12 protein-coding genes are annotated in these 16,338 nt (G+C 62.5%); 3 read left to right on the top strand and 9 right to left on the bottom strand.

Translation table 11 applies throughout. The features are described 5' to 3' along the window. Window positions 1-86 precede the first annotated feature (86 nt). Window positions 87-2,411, top strand: a complete 2,325-nt coding sequence (locus tag QU44_RS14365; RefSeq protein WP_033923059.1) for an acetamidase/formamidase family protein — start codon at window positions 87-89, stop codon at window positions 2,409-2,411. Between the two features lie 59 nt (window positions 2,412-2,470). Here the strand turns inward: QU44_RS14365 and QU44_RS14360 are convergent, their stop codons facing one another. From QU44_RS14360 to QU44_RS14320, 9 genes are all read right to left on the bottom strand, one after another. After that, on the bottom strand, window positions 2,471-3,283 hold the full coding sequence (locus tag QU44_RS14360) for a TauD/TfdA dioxygenase family protein (RefSeq protein WP_033923058.1): 813 nt from the start codon (window positions 3,281-3,283) through the stop codon (window positions 2,471-2,473). Continuing rightward, window positions 3,264-4,265 carry a bile acid:sodium symporter family protein gene (locus QU44_RS14355; protein WP_033923057.1) on the bottom strand — a complete coding sequence of 334 codons (1,002 nt, stop codon included), beginning with the start codon at window positions 4,263-4,265 and terminating at the stop codon, window positions 3,264-3,266. The genes QU44_RS14360 and QU44_RS14355 overlap by 20 nt, the downstream gene beginning before the upstream one ends. Window positions 4,266-4,295: 30 nt before the next feature. Then, window positions 4,296-5,387 (bottom strand): acetamidase/formamidase family protein, encoded by a 1,092-nt coding sequence (locus QU44_RS14350; protein ID WP_033923056.1) that lies wholly within the window; start codon window positions 5,385-5,387, stop codon window positions 4,296-4,298. Between the two features lie 39 nt (window positions 5,388-5,426). Next, window positions 5,427-6,212: a 4,5-DOPA dioxygenase extradiol gene (gene ygiD / locus QU44_RS14345; RefSeq protein ID WP_033923055.1), complete on the bottom strand. Its 786-nt coding sequence runs from the start codon at window positions 6,210-6,212 to the stop codon at window positions 5,427-5,429. A gap of 150 nt (window positions 6,213-6,362) precedes the next feature. Beyond that, window positions 6,363-6,848 (bottom strand): VOC family protein, encoded by a 486-nt coding sequence (locus QU44_RS14340; protein ID WP_033923054.1) that lies wholly within the window; start codon window positions 6,846-6,848, stop codon window positions 6,363-6,365. A 79-nt stretch (window positions 6,849-6,927) separates the two neighbouring features. Beyond that, entirely contained in the window at window positions 6,928-8,130 is a 1,203-nt protein-coding gene (locus QU44_RS14335) for an aromatic ring-hydroxylating oxygenase subunit alpha (protein WP_033923053.1), read from the bottom strand. Window positions 8,131-8,164: 34 nt separating this feature from the next. Then, on the bottom strand, window positions 8,165-9,436 hold the full coding sequence (locus QU44_RS14330; protein ID WP_231621754.1) for an MFS transporter: 1,272 nt from the start codon (window positions 9,434-9,436) through the stop codon (window positions 8,165-8,167). Between the two features lie 153 nt (window positions 9,437-9,589). Further along, window positions 9,590-12,001 carry a TonB-dependent receptor gene (locus QU44_RS14325; protein ID WP_033923068.1) on the bottom strand — a complete coding sequence of 804 codons (2,412 nt, stop codon included), beginning with the start codon at window positions 11,999-12,001 and terminating at the stop codon, window positions 9,590-9,592. Between the two features lie 459 nt (window positions 12,002-12,460). Further along, window positions 12,461-13,360 carry a MurR/RpiR family transcriptional regulator gene (locus QU44_RS14320; protein ID WP_033923052.1) on the bottom strand — a complete coding sequence of 300 codons (900 nt, stop codon included), beginning with the start codon at window positions 13,358-13,360 and terminating at the stop codon, window positions 12,461-12,463. Window positions 13,361-13,677: 317 nt separating this feature from the next. Here QU44_RS14320 and QU44_RS14315 point away from each other — a divergent pair, with 317 nt between their 5' ends. Further along, on the top strand, window positions 13,678-15,858 hold the full coding sequence (locus tag QU44_RS14315; RefSeq protein ID WP_033923051.1) for a TonB-dependent receptor: 2,181 nt from the start codon (window positions 13,678-13,680) through the stop codon (window positions 15,856-15,858). A 70-nt stretch (window positions 15,859-15,928) separates the two neighbouring features. After that, on the top strand, window positions 15,929-16,338 hold a 410-nt coding region (locus QU44_RS14310; RefSeq protein WP_033923050.1), incomplete at its 3' end, for a serine hydrolase.

The raw sequence follows: 16,338 nt of genomic DNA, 5'->3' as shown, positions 1-16,338 counted from the left end.
ATAGCCCTGTCTAGCATTCGGCCCAAGCGCGGTGACAACCCATGCAAGGCCGGGGCAGGATGTCGTAACCAAGGACTTAACGTTCGTTGCGATTCACCACCAATGCGTATCCCAGAGAGCAACGCCGAGACGCCTGGCGCTTCGCACTTCAACGCCTGTCGATCACGCTACACGAGGCGCAGGACGATCCCTATGGCGAACTGATCCATTTTCGCAGTAGTCAGGGCATCGATTTCATCCGGCTGACCGGGAACGCGCAGTGCTGGGGGATCGATTTCGCCGAGGAGCCCGGCGCTGCCTGGCTGGCATTGCTGCTCGACGGCACGGCGCGTGTTTCGACCGCGACCAGCACCATCGACCTCGCCGATGGCGACCTGATCGCCGGTCGCAGCGAAGCGCGGGTCAAGCTGCATTTTCCGGCTGACAATCGCGCGCTGGTGGTACGCCTGCCGCCGGCGGTGATCACGACGCGGTTGAAGCCTTCATTGCCCGATCACCCGCGCCAGATCGGCACCGAAAGCGCCGCGACACGTGTGCTTTCAGGGATATTGCGATCGGTGGCCGACACGATCACCGAAATTTCACCAGACCAGGCCCGGCCGATCGAATGGGCGCTGCCCGAGTTCATGCTGACCAGCCTGCTGGCCAATGCGTCGGTCAAGGCGATGGGTGGCGCGGCAGGCATGCGCGCGGTGTTGCTGGAACGGATATTTCAGACGATCGAAATGCGGCTGAGCGATCCCAATCTGAACTATCAGCAGATTGCGAGCGAACACGGCATTTCGCCGCGCTATCTGCAAAAGCTGTTCGAATCGATCGACGACAGTTTCGGCCACTACGTCAAGGTCCGGCGGCTCGAGCGCTGCCGGCTCGACCTGCGCAGCCCGCTGCATGTGCAGAAATCGATATCGGATATCCTGTTCCAATGGGGGTTTAACGATTCGGCATCGTTCAGCCGGGCATTTCGCGAACAATATGGCGTGTCTCCGCGCGAATTCCGCAAAGGGCTGGGTGACGATCCGTCCCCCGACATGCCGCGACGCGGTCGCCCGACCCGGCGCGATCGGGCGCATCCTGACCCGGCACCCCAAGTCGAGGTGGACTCCGAGGAAGCCGAGGATTCGCAGATCTTTGGCGGCGAAGATGTGGTTCCCATCGTCGAGCCGGTTCGCCACCACCACCTGCCCGCCAGCCCGCACACTGTGCATTGGGGCTTCTTCAGCCGCGCGCTAAAGCCGGTGCTGAAGGTGCGTTCGGGGGATTTCGTCACGATCGAGACGCTGACCCACCATGCCAATGACGATCCCGAGCGGATGGTGGAGGGCGATGCGGCGGCCGAAAGCGTGTTTTACTGGGACCATGAACACAAGGCGATCGACCGGCGCGGGGCGGGGCCAATGGACGCGAGCGCGGTGGGGCGGGGGCCGGGTGAGGGCTTTGGTGTGCATATCTGCACTGGTCCGATCGCCATTCACGGTGCCGAACCGGGGGATGTGATCGAGGTTCGGATCCTCGATCTGAAGGCGCGGCAAAGCGGAAATCCACGGTTTGCGGGCAAGGCGTTCGGCAGCAACGCCGCGACCTTCTGGGGGTTTCACTATGGCGACCTGCTGACCGAACCCAAGCAGCGCGAGGTGATCACGATCTATGAGGTGGAAAGCGGTGGCGGTCGCCCCCCGTGCGCCCATGCGGTGTATAATTTCCGCTGGACGCCGCAGACCGATCCCTCGGGCCGGGTACATGTTCGCTATGACTATCCCGGTGTCCCGGTCGATCCCGCGACGATCGAGCGCAATTACGACATCTTGCGCAATGTCGAGATTCCGATCCGGCCGCATTTCGGGGTGATCGCGCTCGCGCCGGCGCATCCCGGGCTGGTGGACTCAGTGCCGCCCAATGCCTTTGGCGGCAATCTCGACAATTGGCGCACCGGGCCGGGATCGAGCGTGTTCCTGCCCGTGCAGGTGTCGGGCGGGCTGCTGTCGCTGGGCGACCCGCATGCATCGCAGGGCGATTCCGAATTGTGCGGCACCGCGATCGAATGTTCGATGGACGCGCTGATCCAGGTGGTGCTGCACCCGGCCAGCGAGTTGCGCGATCATCTGCGCGATCTTGACTATCCGCTGATCGAAACCGCGACCGAATGGGTCATTATCGGCTTCAGCCATGCCGATTACCTTAAGGAACTGGGCGATGACGCACAAAGCGAGGTGTATAAGAAAAGCACGATCGACGCCGCCATGCGTGATGCGTTTCGCAAGGCGCGCCGGTTCCTGATGACGACCAAGGGGCTGAGCGAGGACGAAGCGATCTCGCTGCTGTCGGTCGGGGTCGATTTCGGCGTGTCGCAGGTGGTGAACGGCAATTGGGGTGTCCATGCGATCATCCGCAAGGCGCTGTTCACCGCCTGATCGTGACGGAAGTTTCGTAGCGACCTGAAACGCGATTCGTCATTCCGGCCAGGCGGGCCTCAATAGGGTTTGTCGCCGGCGATGGTGACGCGCGTGCCCGACCGGGTCTCAGGGAAATAGTCCCACACCGCGAAATGCTGGGTACAGCGATTGTCCCAGAAGGCGACCGAGTTGCGCTGCCAGCGGAAGCGCACCTGGAAATTGGGATCCTTCACATGATCGGCCAGCAAGCGAAGAACCGCCGCACTTTCGGGCTTCGACAGTTCGTTGATCCGAGTCGTCTTGGATTCGCTGATGAACAGGCATTTGCGCTTGGTCACCGGATGCGTGCGGACCACCGGATGGACGTTGCGCGGATAGGTTTTCTCGATGTCCGGAAACAGTTCGCGATAGATGTGGTTGGAATCATGCACCGCCGTGAGCGGATCGAGAAAAGCCTTCATCGCCGGCGATAGCGCGTCATAGGCCGCATACATGCTGGAAAACAGCGTATCGCCGCCGGTGTCGGGCAGGGTGTGCATGTATAGGATGCTCCCCATCGGCGGCTCGGCATATTCGCTAAGGTCCGAATGCCAGTTGTCGCCGGCGATATAGGTGCTGTTGGCGTCGGCGTGGATCGCCACGATCTCGGGATGATCGGGAAGGCCCGCGACCCCGCTATGCAGCGCCAGATCGCCGAAATAGCGGCCCAGCCGCTTGTGGCCGTCATGGCTGAGATGCTGGTCGCGAAAGAAGATGACCTGATGCGTCATCAGGATTTCGTGGAGCTCGCCGATCAATTGCTCGGACAGCGGTTTGTCGAGGTCGACGCCGAATATTTCGGCACCGATGTGTTTGGTCATCGGCCGGACGTCAAGCATTGCGGAGGACATGGCTCGATCCCTTTGATTGCTCGTCGATCCGCGCGTAGCGGCCCGCGATCGCGGTGCAGACGATGAGTTGGAGTTGGTGGAACAGCATCAGCGGCAGAATGATCAGGCCGACTTCGGCCGCCGGAAACAACGCGCCTGCCATCGGCACCCCGCTCGCCAGGCTCTTCTTCGATCCGCAGAACATCAGCACGATTTCATCGGGGCGCGGCTGGCGGGTCAGCACCGCGAGCAGGCGGGTGAAGCCGAGGATCGCAGCGAGCAGCAAACTACAGATTGCGCCGATGACCGCGGCATCGACGAACGACAATCGGGTCCACAGCCCTTCGACCACGGCGGCGCCGAACGCGGTATAGACGATCAGCAGGATGACGCCGCGGTCGACGCGCATGACCAGCTTTTTGTGTCGATCGATCCAGCCGCCCACCCATGGCCGCGCCAGATGGCCAAGGACAAAGGGCAGCAGCAACTGCGTGGCGATCGCGGTGAATGCGCTGACGAACAGGCCGCTACCGCTCGAATGGCCGCCGATCATGACTGCCGCGAGCAACGGCGTCAGCGCGATGCCGAGGATGTTCGACAGTGACGCGCTGCAGACCGCCGCCGGCACATTGCCGCGCGCGATCGCGGTGAAGGCGATCGAGGACTGAACCGTCGAGGGTAGTATGCACAGATAGATGATCCCCATCGCCACCAGCCGGTCGATCACCCCGCCCAATGCCGCGACGATCGCGACGCCCAGCAGCGGAAACACGCCATAGGTGGTGAGCAGCACCATCAAGTGCAGCCGCCAGGCACCGATGCCGGCCAGGATCGCGCCGCGCGACAGCTTGGCCCCGTGCAGGAAGAACAGCAAGGCGATGGCTCCGCCGGTGACGGGATCGAGCCCGGCGGCGATGGTTCCGCGCGCGGGCAGCAACGCCGCCAGTGCGAGCACCGCCAGCAACAGCAGCAGGAACGGATCGACGCGCAACCGGGACAGCATCGTCAGCGCCCGGCGATACGGTGCCGGCGGTCAGATCGGATCACGCACCGTCCCCTTGCCACCGAAGATTTGCCGGTCGATGCGGCAATGAATCCCCTGCGTTCCGTCCACGACCTGGGTGACGCCGAAATCGGCGGCGACGCTCATCAGCGAATAGCCATCGACCCTCGACAGCCCTTGGTGTTCGGTCAGCAGGTGCAGCATGTCGATCGAGGCATGCTTCATCGCTTCGTCGAGATCGGCACCGAAGCCGTGGACGATCCAGCAATCGCTGGTTTCCAAAAGCGGCGAAGGGAAACTGAAATCCTTGCGCAGCACGATCTGGAACAGGACGTCGAGCGAGGCCTCGATCGCGGTGCCGCTGATTTCGCCATCGCCCTGGCTGATGTGCGGATCGCCGATCGAGAAAAGTCCGCCGGCCACTTGCACCGGATAATACATGCGCGCGCCGGCACCGATCCGCCAATTGTCGATGTTGCCGCCGTGCAGTCCGGGGGGAATGGTGCTGACCGGCTTATTGACCGCGGGGGCGACCCCGGCGGTGCCCAGATGGGGACGCGCCGGAATGGTGATGCCCGGCAAGGCGGGCTGGCGATCGCAGGCAGGGCAATTGGTGATCCGGCCGGGGACGATGTATTTTTCCGCAACGTCATAGGCGTAAAGCGCGCTGGCGGTGTTGGCGTTGGAATCGATGCGATAGATGGTGACCCGTTCGGTCTCGCCGAATTCCTGATAGAGATGGCCCCAGTTCGCCTGAAGATTGGAGCCGTAGTTGAAGCGCGGGACCATTTCGAAATAGCGCACTTCGAGCATGTCCCCGGGTTCGGCACCTTCGATGAAGATCGGGCCGGTCATGATGTGGCAGCCGGGCGCGCGGGTCTGGGGATCGACCTCGTCGAAGATGCGGCGGATCTCATCGTCGAACATCAGCGCCGGATCGTCGCCGGCATGATGGGTAACCGCCTGCGCCTGGATCAGGTCACCACTGCGCACCGTGAGCGCGGGGCCGATGTCGGGGGAGAAAAAGCCCCAGTGCACCGTTTCGGGCGTGGCCCGCAGGTGATGCAGCGCGGTCGGCTGGATCGCATCGCGGATCGCGCCATGCGGGAGTATCAGACCCATGGAGAATTCCCTGTTGAACGTCTGGTCATTGCCGGCAGATCAAGCTGATCCCAGCAGGATGCTGGTCATCCCGAGCGACTTATGGTGGATGAAGTCGGGGTCGAGGGTAGCCGCCTCTCCCGCGTGGCGCGCCCCCAGCACGTAAATCAGTGGCCAGAAATGGTCGGGATGGGGAACCGACAGGGATGCGTCGGCACCGAGCGACTGGTAGGATATCACGGCTTCGGGGCGGTCTTCGACGACGGCCCGCAGCATCGCTGCATTGAAGCGCGCGGCCCAGGGATAGGGTTCGGCATCGGGATGCTGCCAATCCATTTCGCGCAGATTGTGGACGATATTGCCGGTGCCGATGATCAGCACGCCTTCGTCACGCAGCGGCCTGAGCATCCGGCCGATCTGCCAATGCTGTTCGGGCGACTTGGCGATATCCATGCCTAACTGGACCACCGGAATGCTCGCATCGGGAAAACAGTGTCGGAGCACCGACCAGGTACCGTGATCGAGCCCCCAGCCGGTATCGACGGTTACCGGCATCGGAGCGAGCAGATCGCGGATGCGCAGTGCCAGCGCCGGGTCGCCGGCGGCTGGATATTCGACGTCGAACAATGCCTTGGGAAAGGATGCGCCAAAATCGTGGATCGTGCGCGGCGTGGCCATGCCGGTAACCGCCGTGCCGTTGGTCAACCAATGCGCCGATACGCACAGGATCGCTCGCGGGCGCTCGATCCGCTTTGCGATCGCGGCCCAGGTTGCGGTGACGTGATTTTCCTCGAGCGCGATCATCGGGCTGCCGTGACCGAAGAATGCAATAGGCAAACGTTTCATGCCGCACCCGTACCAATCGATAATCGTACCAAAGGAGCCCCCATTTCGGTCGATGCACGTTCTCGTCCGACGTGCTTCAGATAGCCGTGCGCGCGTCGACCGGTCTTGCACTGCGACGCACAACCACTTGGCGTGCCGGCACCAGATGCATCATTCGCGCGTGAATTCCGCAGGAATTTCCGGCGCTTCGCCAGCTTTTCCCCATAGCAGGATCTCATTGCCCCAAGGATCGGCGAAAGCGTGGTTGTAGCCGTTGAACTCGGACCAATAATGATCGCGCCAGAGGATGGTCGCGCCCAGATCCTCGGCGGTCCGCAGGATATGATCGGCACTATCGTCGTCGCCGATCAGGATCCATATCCTAGGTTTGCGACCTTGCTGCGACAGGCTGCGCGGGGCAACGCCACTGGGATCCGGATGCGGACGCGCGTTCGCCGCATCGAAAATGCCCAGGTGCAAATTGCCGATCTGGCTGTCGCTGCCGTCCTTCTGCTTGAAGAAGCCCCCCGGCACCATCCGATGATAGACGCCCTGTGGCCGGGCGTCGTTCTCCCAGCCAAAGACGTCAGCGTAGAATTGCCCGGCAGCGGCAGGATCGTCGCTGGCGAGATCGACGAAGATCAACGTGTTGGTCATTATTGGTCATCCATGCTGGCGCGGGCGGCACCCCCGGGGGTGCGGCGATGCCGACGAAACGGGGCAGAAGCGGGACGGGTCAGGAAGCGCGCTGGATCTGCGCGACGGGTGCGCCCGGGCCGCGCCGCCGGCCCCATTCGTCCCAGTAGCGCTCGACCAGCCATTGGTTGAACTGGCGCTGGGCATCTTCCTGCCAGCTATAGCGGCCGCGCGGGGCGAAGCGGGAGTTCAGCCCCTGCTGGATCAGCAGGTCGACGTGCAGGTCTTGCGCAACGATATGCCCTGTATACTCGTCGTTGATGGCAAGCTTCTCCTCGAATGCCGGATCCTCGATCGCTTCGGGCAGGTAGAGGCTGCCGAACGTCAGCCCATGCGTACTCGCCGAACGCGCATCCATGATGATGTAGATGACCACGTCGTTGAGCATGACCAGCGACAAGGATGGCGGCAGATTGACGAACAACAGCCGGTGCTGCTCTTCCTCGGTCAAATCGGGAAATATCGGGAACAGCGCCTTCTGCGTCGGGTTAAAGCCGGCATTGCGGTGAGTGGAACCGTTAAGCCGATAATAGCCCGCAGTGCCGGAGGGGACTTCGGGAAAGCTCGCCAGCGCGCTGGGGACGTAATCGTGCAGCCCCTTGTGCAGCCGATTGGCGTGATAGCCGTCATTGTTGTTTTCGAACTGCACCTTCCAGTTCCAGGCAAGCTCCTGGCTCATCGGGGCGGGTCCGCGCAGCCGCGCCATATCGTAATGCGCCACCACCGGCTCGATCGCCTGCATCCGTGAGGCCAGGGATACCGCCTCATGATCGAAGTTCACGAAGATGAAGCCGTGCCAAATCTCGACCTTAAGTCGTGGCAAGCTGTGCTGTTTCTTGTCGAAATTGCAGGTTTTTCCCATTGCGGGCGTGCCGCTGAGTGTGCCGTCAAGGTCGTATGACCAGTGATGATAGGGGCAGATGAACCCGCGCGTGTTGCCCGATCCTTCGGCGACCAGCATCGCGCGATGCTGGCATACCGATGACATCGCCCGTACTTCGCCCGACCGGTTCATCGCGATGATCAGCGGTTCGTTGGCGTGGGTGGTGGTGAAATAGTCGCCCGGTGCCTTCAGCCATTCGGCGCGTCCCACGCACAGCCATTCGCGGTAGAACAGCGCGTCCTTTTCGAAGCGATAAAATTCCTCGTCGATGTAGCAGGCAGGCGGCAGCGTCTCGGCCTCGATCGTCGCGCGGGTCGAGCTTTCGAAGCTGTCGAAGAACTGATCGGACAAGATGGTCATGCGATAATCCTGGAAAAATGCAGCAGACCCTGGGTCATTCGGCGGCGACGAGCGGCTGGTCGTTGGCTGCCGGGAGCGCGGCCGGCGCGGGGCTCCTGCGCGGCCTGGGCACCCCGAGCAGCAGCCCCGTGCTGGCGGCGACGGCGGCAAGCAGCCCGGCAAAGACCCAGAACACCGGCACGAAACTACCGCTGGTGTCGGCTACCCATCCGGCGGAAAGCGGCCCGAGCACGGCAAAAGTGGTTGCCATCGTCGCCATCGCGGTAAGGTCGCCAGCGATTGCCGATCCGAAATAGCGAAGCAGCAGGACATGCGCGCTGAGCCACGACAGGCCCCAGCCGACGCCAAACAGCAGCGATGCGACAATGGCGATCGTCGGCGTGTGCGCGACCGCCAGCAACATCAGCGCCGCGCATTGCAGCACCAGACCGCCGACGAGCAGTTGCTTGGCGTCATGCCGTTCGGTCAGCGCGCCGGTAATCCCCTTGGCGAAGGTGCCGCTGAGCGCCAGCAGGCTCATCGCCATCGCGCCGGCACTCGCCGCGCCGCCGATGCCAAGGCTGGCGACATGGGTGACCAGCACCGAGTGGATGGAAGTGACGACCGTCTGCACGATCATCATCGCCAGTGCGATCAGCATGAAACTGGGGGTCAGCATTGCCTGGCGCACGGTCCAGGGCGTGGCGGCGGGCGCTGCGACCGGGGCGATGCCGGCATTCTTGACCTGTTCGGCGTTCTCGACCTTCACTGCGTCGCGCACGGTGAACAGGAAGACGACGCCCAGCAGCAGCGCCGCCAGGGCCATCGCCGCCCAATGCAGCCGCCAACTGCCCGTCAGGCCGACGATGCTGCTGACGATCAACGGTCCAGCGACCCCGCCGAGCGACCCCGCCATGAAGTAAACCCCCAGAAGCCGGGCCGATCGTTCGGGCATCCAGGTGGCGATCAGAAAGACCCCTGGCGAGGGCGCGATCAGCGAGAAACCAACCCCCATCAGCGCGGTCGCAACGAAGAAGAGCGCGATGCTGTCGACGATCGATGCCAGGCCGAAGCCGATGGCGAGTACGAGCGCGCCACCAAATAAGGTCATCCGCGAACCGGCCAGCTTGATCAGCAGCGGCGGCAAGGGGCTGCTGAGGCCGCATGCCAGCCCCAGCAGCGCGAAGCTGGTGCCAGCCGCAGCGTGCGACCAGCCAAGATCGGCCACCATCGTGTAGAGGACGTACCCCAGCGACGTGAACGTCGTTGCGGTGACGAAGAAGAACCCCAACGACACTGCAATCAGGACCCCGTGTTCGCGTGACATCGCTGTCGCCTCCTTCGTGTGCCTGGTTTGTGTGATTTCCAGACTAGGCAATTGCGCGACCAAGGCTTGATTGGTCGCGCCCGAACAATTGATTGCGGCGTAGGAGCGACACCCGGTCGATCAGAGGTTTCCCTGCTCCGCGCCGGCGGTCGGCTAAAAGCGATAGCCGATCGATCCCAGAACCTGCCGCGGCGGGATGAAGGTGTCGGAGGTCTGCGCGCTGCCATAGGGATCGGAAAAGCGCGAATTGATGCCGGCTTCGTCGAACAAATTGGTGACACTGAGGCTGAAACTCAGGTTGCTGTTATTGGGCTGATACTGGACGAACAGATTGGCCTGCAGATAGTCCGGGGTAATGTCGACGGCCGAGTTGTTGTACAGGCGATATTGATATTCGCCGCGATAGATCAGTGTCGCCTTTGAAGTGAGTACGCCGGCACCCAGCGTATCGACATAACCCAGTGTCGTGCTTCCCTGGAACTTGGGAATCTTGGGCACATTATTGCCGTTGATGTTTTCCCGCGCAGAATCGCGCGCCAGCGATGCCGGAAAGAAATTGGCGAAGAATTCGCCGACGCCGAAATAGCCGGCGGCATATTGTGCGAGTGCGGCTTCGGCAGGGTCGAGCGCCAGATAATCGGCATTGAACTTGCCGCGGGTGAACGATGCGGTGCCCTCGAGGCTCCAATGATCGTCGGGCCGCCAGGCACCTTCGATCTCGATGCCATAGATTTCGGCGCTTGGGGCGTTCGAGATACCCTCGCCGAACAGGATGGCGTCTTCCTCCAGAAACTGAAGGTTTTTATAGTCGTAGTAGAAGGCCGAGAGATTGAGCGTGACTGTGTCGCCGCCGAAGCTGTTCTTCGATCCCAGTTCGAACGAGTCGACCGATTCGGGCGCGTAAGTGGGGCGAATGCCGTTGGCAAAGCCGAGCAATTGGGGGGCTGCGTTGCTGGCCGAGGCGTTGAGGCCACCCGGTTTGAACCCCCGCGTGAAGCTGAAATAGACCATGTTGTCGGGCGTCCACTTATAGTCGATCGCCGCCTTGCCGGTCCATTTGCCGGTGGTGAGCCCTGGGGACTGAGTCGGCTGAAGATACGCGCCCGAAGTGAGCGTCGGCCCTCCGCCGATCGTGTCCGATACGCCGGTATATTCGTCATGGTTGTAGCGGATGCCCGCCGTGAGGTTCAGCGCATCGGTGAGGCTGTACGAAGCCTCGACATATCCAGCATAGGCGTTCCGCGTGATTTCGGACAGTTCGGCATAGGTGATCGCGGGCACCAGCGGACTGTTGAACGGGGTGTCGACCGGCAGCGGCGGGGCATAGGGATCGCCGCCGGTGGACCGATATTCGACGATATACTGCGAATTCTTCGACCACAGATATACCCCGCCGGCGATCCAGCTGAACGGGCCGTCCTGGTTCGATGCAAGGTTGATTTCCTGCGTCCAGCTTTCGGTATTCTGCTGCCACAGCGGAACATGGTCATAGCGTGCGCCCAGCCGCTCAGGGGTGGTGGCGCTGGGTGGCCGGTATCCGCCGAGCAGATTGCGCTGGAAGAGATCGGCGGTCAGGCCGTCGGCGTCCCACGCTTGCCGGCTGTAGAGCTTCTGAAAGCTGGTGATCGACTTGATGACCGCGAAATCGGTCTCGAGCCGGGCTACGCCGTAATAGAGTTCGGTATCGATGATCGAGCGCGCGGGATAATCCTGGGTCAGGCGGCGCGGATCGGGATCAGGATCGAGGATGTTCTTCTGCGCCGGGCCGTTGGTATCGCTTTCATACTGGATCGTATTGAGCAGGATCGAGAAATTGGCGGTCGGCTGCCATAGGCCGGCTAGTTTCCAGCCGATTTCGTTTTGATCGTCGAGGTCATATTCGGTGGTGCCGGGGACGCCGGTGGCCACCGCATAGCCGTCGCGCTTGAGATACTGGACCGCACCGCGCACGGCGAACTGGCCGAGCGGAATATTGATCGACGCATCACCCTTTGTCAGCCCGTAATTGCCGACGCCTGCACTGAGTGCGCCGCTGAAATCGGCGGTGGACGGCTGGTTGGTGACGACGTTGATCGTGCCGCCGGTCGATCCCTGGCCGAACGTCGTGCCCTGCGGTCCGCGCAGAATCTCGATCTGGCCGATGTCGATAAAGGCGGCGTTCGCGGCCACCGAGTTGAAGATATAGACGCCATCGACATGATAGGACACGCCGGGCTGGGTGTTGGCATTTGCGGGGGTTTCCGACCCGATGCCGCGAATCGAGATCAGCCGTTCGCCACCGCCGCTGCGCGCGACGACCAGGCCGGGAACGATCCCGTTGAGCCCGGTGATTTCGGTGATGTTCGCCTCCTTGAGCGTGTCGGCGCTGATGGCGGTGACCGACAGTGTCGCGTCCTGCAGTGTCGTATCGCGCTTGGAGGCAGTGACGATGATGTCAGAGCGTTGTTCAGGCGTGTCCGCGCCGTCGGCCGGCGCGGGACTCGGCCCCTGCTGGGCGGCTGCAAGGCTGGGCGTCAAGGTCGCCAGCGATACGCCGGCTGCAAAAACGAAACGTCGCGCGTTCAATCGGCTCGCCATATCTTCCCCCGAATTCGTGATCCCCGCCGCCGCCACCTGCCGTTTCAGGCGCTCCCGACACTCGAGGATTGAGCCATTCAACTGGCCGCGGGTCTTGTGCGCGAGCGAATAACTAGTTGACGGGAGGGCATGCCGCGGCGGGCGAAATATGGCTCTGGCCCATAGTGAAACGTCGGTGTGGGCTGGCTAAGCAACCGACCGATGCGTTGCTGCAGTGCGGTAATGTGCGTGCCGCATTCGGGGCTTCTTGTTGCAGGCGCTTGGTAGGCCGCAGCCTTGTGCCAGCGATCTGCCCGACGACACGCTCACTGCGTAGCTCGCCGCGCAGGTCGGCGGTGAACTGCCTCATCTGCCATGGACCTGACAACAGGCCGCAACATCGCACGACCGACGCGCGTTCGACGGTCGCCTGCGCGCAGCGCGTCAATGTCAGCCCATCATTGCTTGCTACCCAAGGCTGCGCTTGCGCACGGGTTTTGCCCCGACATGCCCGACATGCGTTTGATATAGCGACGAAAGCAGGTGCAGCCGCTCCTCGACCTTTGGTCCGATCGTGCTGACGACATCGTTGAACAAAAGGTTCGCGACGCAACTCATCGCTACCTGCGAGTTCCAGAACAGGTCGACTTCGGTGGACACCGCGATGACATTGGGGGTGAATTTGCGGATCCAGTCGCAGAATTTGTCGGTGATCATGATCACCGGCAGTCCCGCCCGGCTTGCCCCTGCCGCCAGGTCATAGGCCTGTTGCGAATAGCGGCGGCGGTCGATGATGACTACACAGCGCTCGCCCGGCCCGGCTGCAAAAATCTCGTGATAATTGCCCGCGGTCGAGTCGACCAGTGTGATGCCCGTGCGAGCATATTGCAGCGTATGGGCAAGGATCGTCGCAATGCCGCGTTCGGTCTGGAACCCGGCGATATGGACTTGCGGACAGTTCGCCAACAGCGCGACGATTTGCTTCCAGCCTTCGCTTTCGGCCATTTCATAGACTTCGATGATGGCGGCAAGCTCTAGCTCTAGGCTGCGCTTGTTGCGGCTGCTGGGATCCTGCTTGTTCAGCGCGGCGACTTCGTCGCCCACCAGCCACGGCACCCCCGACATGGTCATGCGCAGGCCCGATTTCAGATCCTTGAAATGGCGATAGCCCATTTTTCGGGAAAAGCGGCCGACCATGATCGAGCTGACGTTGAGCTTGGCCGCGATCGAATTGGCGGTTTCGAACGCGATTCCGCCGCGGTTGATCAGGATGAAATTGGCGATCACCCGCTCGGTCGGCGTGAAGGCGTCCAGATTGTCCTTCAGCCGCTGCAGCAGATCCTGCGACGTATCGCCCATATCCAGCATCGCGCGCTCTCCTAGACCGTTTCGATTCAGGCCATGATTAGCCGCCCAGCCCATGGCAGCAAGGCCGTTCGCGATCGCCGTGTTCTGTTACATATCTGTCTCAGTTGACGCAAGGTTACATTTCTGACTTCAATGTGTCGTCGGCAGCATAGACCGCGATCACACGCGGCACTGCCTGCACATGCGCTTCGGGAGGAGGGCGCCAGGGGATTGGCCGGGCGACTGGCCATGGCTTCCTGCGCGCCGCATCCATGGGAAAACGCGACGCCGGCGGCGGGCCGGGGCGAGCAGCGAAAAGGGGAAAGCGATTGAAAACGATGCTCTTTATCTCAAGTGGCCTGTTCGCATTGGCCAGCGCCCAGGCGGCAATGGCGCAGGATGCGGCGGCTATCGAGGACGAAGCATCGGTCATTGTCGTCACCGCGCAAAAACGCGCGCAGAATATCGAAGATGTGCCGATTTCGATCAGCGTGGTCGATGGTGAGACGCTGTTGGCGCAGGGCGCATCCTCGCTTACCGACTATGCCGCCCTGGTCCCCGGCATGCAGGCCGTCAACAGCGGCACCCCCGGCCAGACGCAGATCACGTTGCGCGGGGTCGCGCCGTTGAGCTCGGCGCAGACGGTGGGGATTTATCTCAATGACGCGCCCGTGGGTGCCAGCAGCATCTACAGCCGCGCCGGATTGTTTTCGCTCGACCTGCTGCCCTACGATATTCAGCGGGTCGAAGTGCTGCGTGGTCCGCAAGGAACGCTGTACGGGGCCAGCTCCATCGGCGGCCTGCTCAAATATGTGACCGTCGCACCCAGCACCAAGACATTGTCGATGCGCGCCGGGATTGAGGGATTTTCGATCGATGGCGCCGGCGGCTTGGGCTGGGCTGCGCAAACCATGGTCAACGCGCCGCTGATCGAGGGTAAGCTTGGCATCAGTGCCAGCTTCTCGTGGCGCAGCACCCCCGGCTGGGTAGACAGCGTCAACAACCCGGCGCTCGACGATCAGAACGCTTACGAACAACTTGGCGGCCGCGTGGCGATGCTTTGGCGGGCGACTAACGATCTCAGCGTGAAGCTGAGCAGTATCTGGCAATCCATCGATGCCCAAGGCAATGGCATGTATGCCGAAAACCTGACCGGCACCCGGCTGGCCAATGGGCGGTCGTTCAACAATTTCCTGGCCGAGCCGTATCAGTTCGATCTGGAACATTATGCCGCCGCGATCGATTACGATCTGGGCGGTGCCGCGCTGACATCGGTGACGACCTATAGCGAGGCGCACTCCACCAGGGTCACCGATGCAAGCTATCAATATGGCACGCTGTTTCCGTTGCTCACCGGCGGTGCGATTGCGCCGGGCCTGACGCCGTTCACAATCGATCTGGGTCTCAAGAAATTCACGCAGGAATTGCGTGTCGCCTCCCCCAGCGGGGGCAGCGTTGAATGGCTGGTCGGCGGCTTTTACACCCACGAGGACAGCACGAACGCGCAGTTGGTTCGCGCTTTCGACAAGGCCGGGCAGGCGCTTGCCCTATTCGATCCGCTCGCCGTCATCGCGCTGCCGGCGGTGTACGAAGAATATGCGGTATTTGCCAACGGCACGCTGCGCGTCGGCGGCGGGTTTGAGGTGACCGGCGGACTGCGCTGGGCTCGCAACGAGCAGACGTTCAGCCAATCCACCAAGGGCATCATCGTCGCCCCGGCCGAACGATCGGGCGAGTCGGCCGAGGATGTGCTCACCTTCTCGATCAGCTCCCAATTCCGCTTCAGCGATGCAGCGATGGTCTATGCGCGGGTTGCCAACGGCTATCGTCCCGGTGGCCCGAACGTATCCGCGCCGGGCCTGCCCTCCAGCGTCAATTCGGACAAGCTGACCAATTACGAGGTCGGCTTGAAGGCCGACCTTGCCGGCAGATTGGCCTCGATCGACGTCGCCATATTCTACATGGATTGGGACGACATCCAGGTCGTCCGGTCGTTCGGCGGAATATCCGGCCAGGCCAATGGCGGCAAGGCGGTGAGCAAGGGTTTTGAAGGGTCGCTGCTGGTCCGCCCCGCAGTCGGGCTGACGTTTACCGGGACCGGTTCCTATACCGATGCCACGCTGTCCGAGAGCGTGCCCGAGATCAACGGCCTGAAGGACGACCGCTTGCCCGCGGTTCCCGAATTCAGCGCGATGCTGCGGTTCGACTATGCGTTCGATCTGGGCGCGGATGCATCCGCCGCCGTCGGGGCAGGGGTGCGGCATGCGTCCAGCCGGCTGTCGCGAGTCGAAAGCGATCCGCTGGCGGCGCGCGCGAGGCCCTACACCTCGGTCGATCTCAATGCATCGGTGACGTTCGCCGACCACTGGACGATGCGCGCCTATGCCCGCAATCTGCTGAACGACGACGGCGAAATGGCGCGTTCTCTGCTGGCCGATGGCCTCAACCGGCCCAGCTTCTTTGGGATCGTCCCCTTGCAACCCAGGACCGTCGGCGTCGCGCTCGACCTCGCTTTCTAAGGTCAGGCTGATCGCCGGGCAGCGGCGATCGATACGGTTAGGTCATCGCACGATCATGGGGACAAACATTATGCGGCGCATCATGCAGATCGGGGCGGCAGCGTTGCTGTTGCTGAGCGCGGCTTCCACGGCGCAGCAGGCCGCGCCCAAGGGCGCGGTACCTGGCAGGGCCGCCGCCCCCGCCGCGGCACCAACCTTCGTGCCCGCTGTCGTCCCTGGAGCGAGTGCGGTCGCGACTGCCGGCAAGGCGCTTGGCGCGGCCGATCTCGAGCCGTGGCTTGATGGCTATATCCCCTCGGCGCTGCGGCGAGGCGATATTGCGGGGGCCGTGGTCACCGTGGTCAAGGATGGAGAGGTGATCCTGGCGCGGGGCTATGGCTATGCCGATGCCGCAAAGCAGACCCCCGTCGACCTGTATAAAACGCTGTTCCGCCCGGGATCGGTGAGCAAGCTGGGCACTTCCAATAACCCCTCGACATA

Origin of the sequence: Sphingomonas sp. 37zxx, from assembly GCF_000786205.1 — a bacterium.
GTDB lineage: Bacteria > Pseudomonadota > Alphaproteobacteria > Sphingomonadales > Sphingomonadaceae > Sphingomonas.
This window is presented reverse-complemented; position numbering and strand designations above follow the sequence as displayed.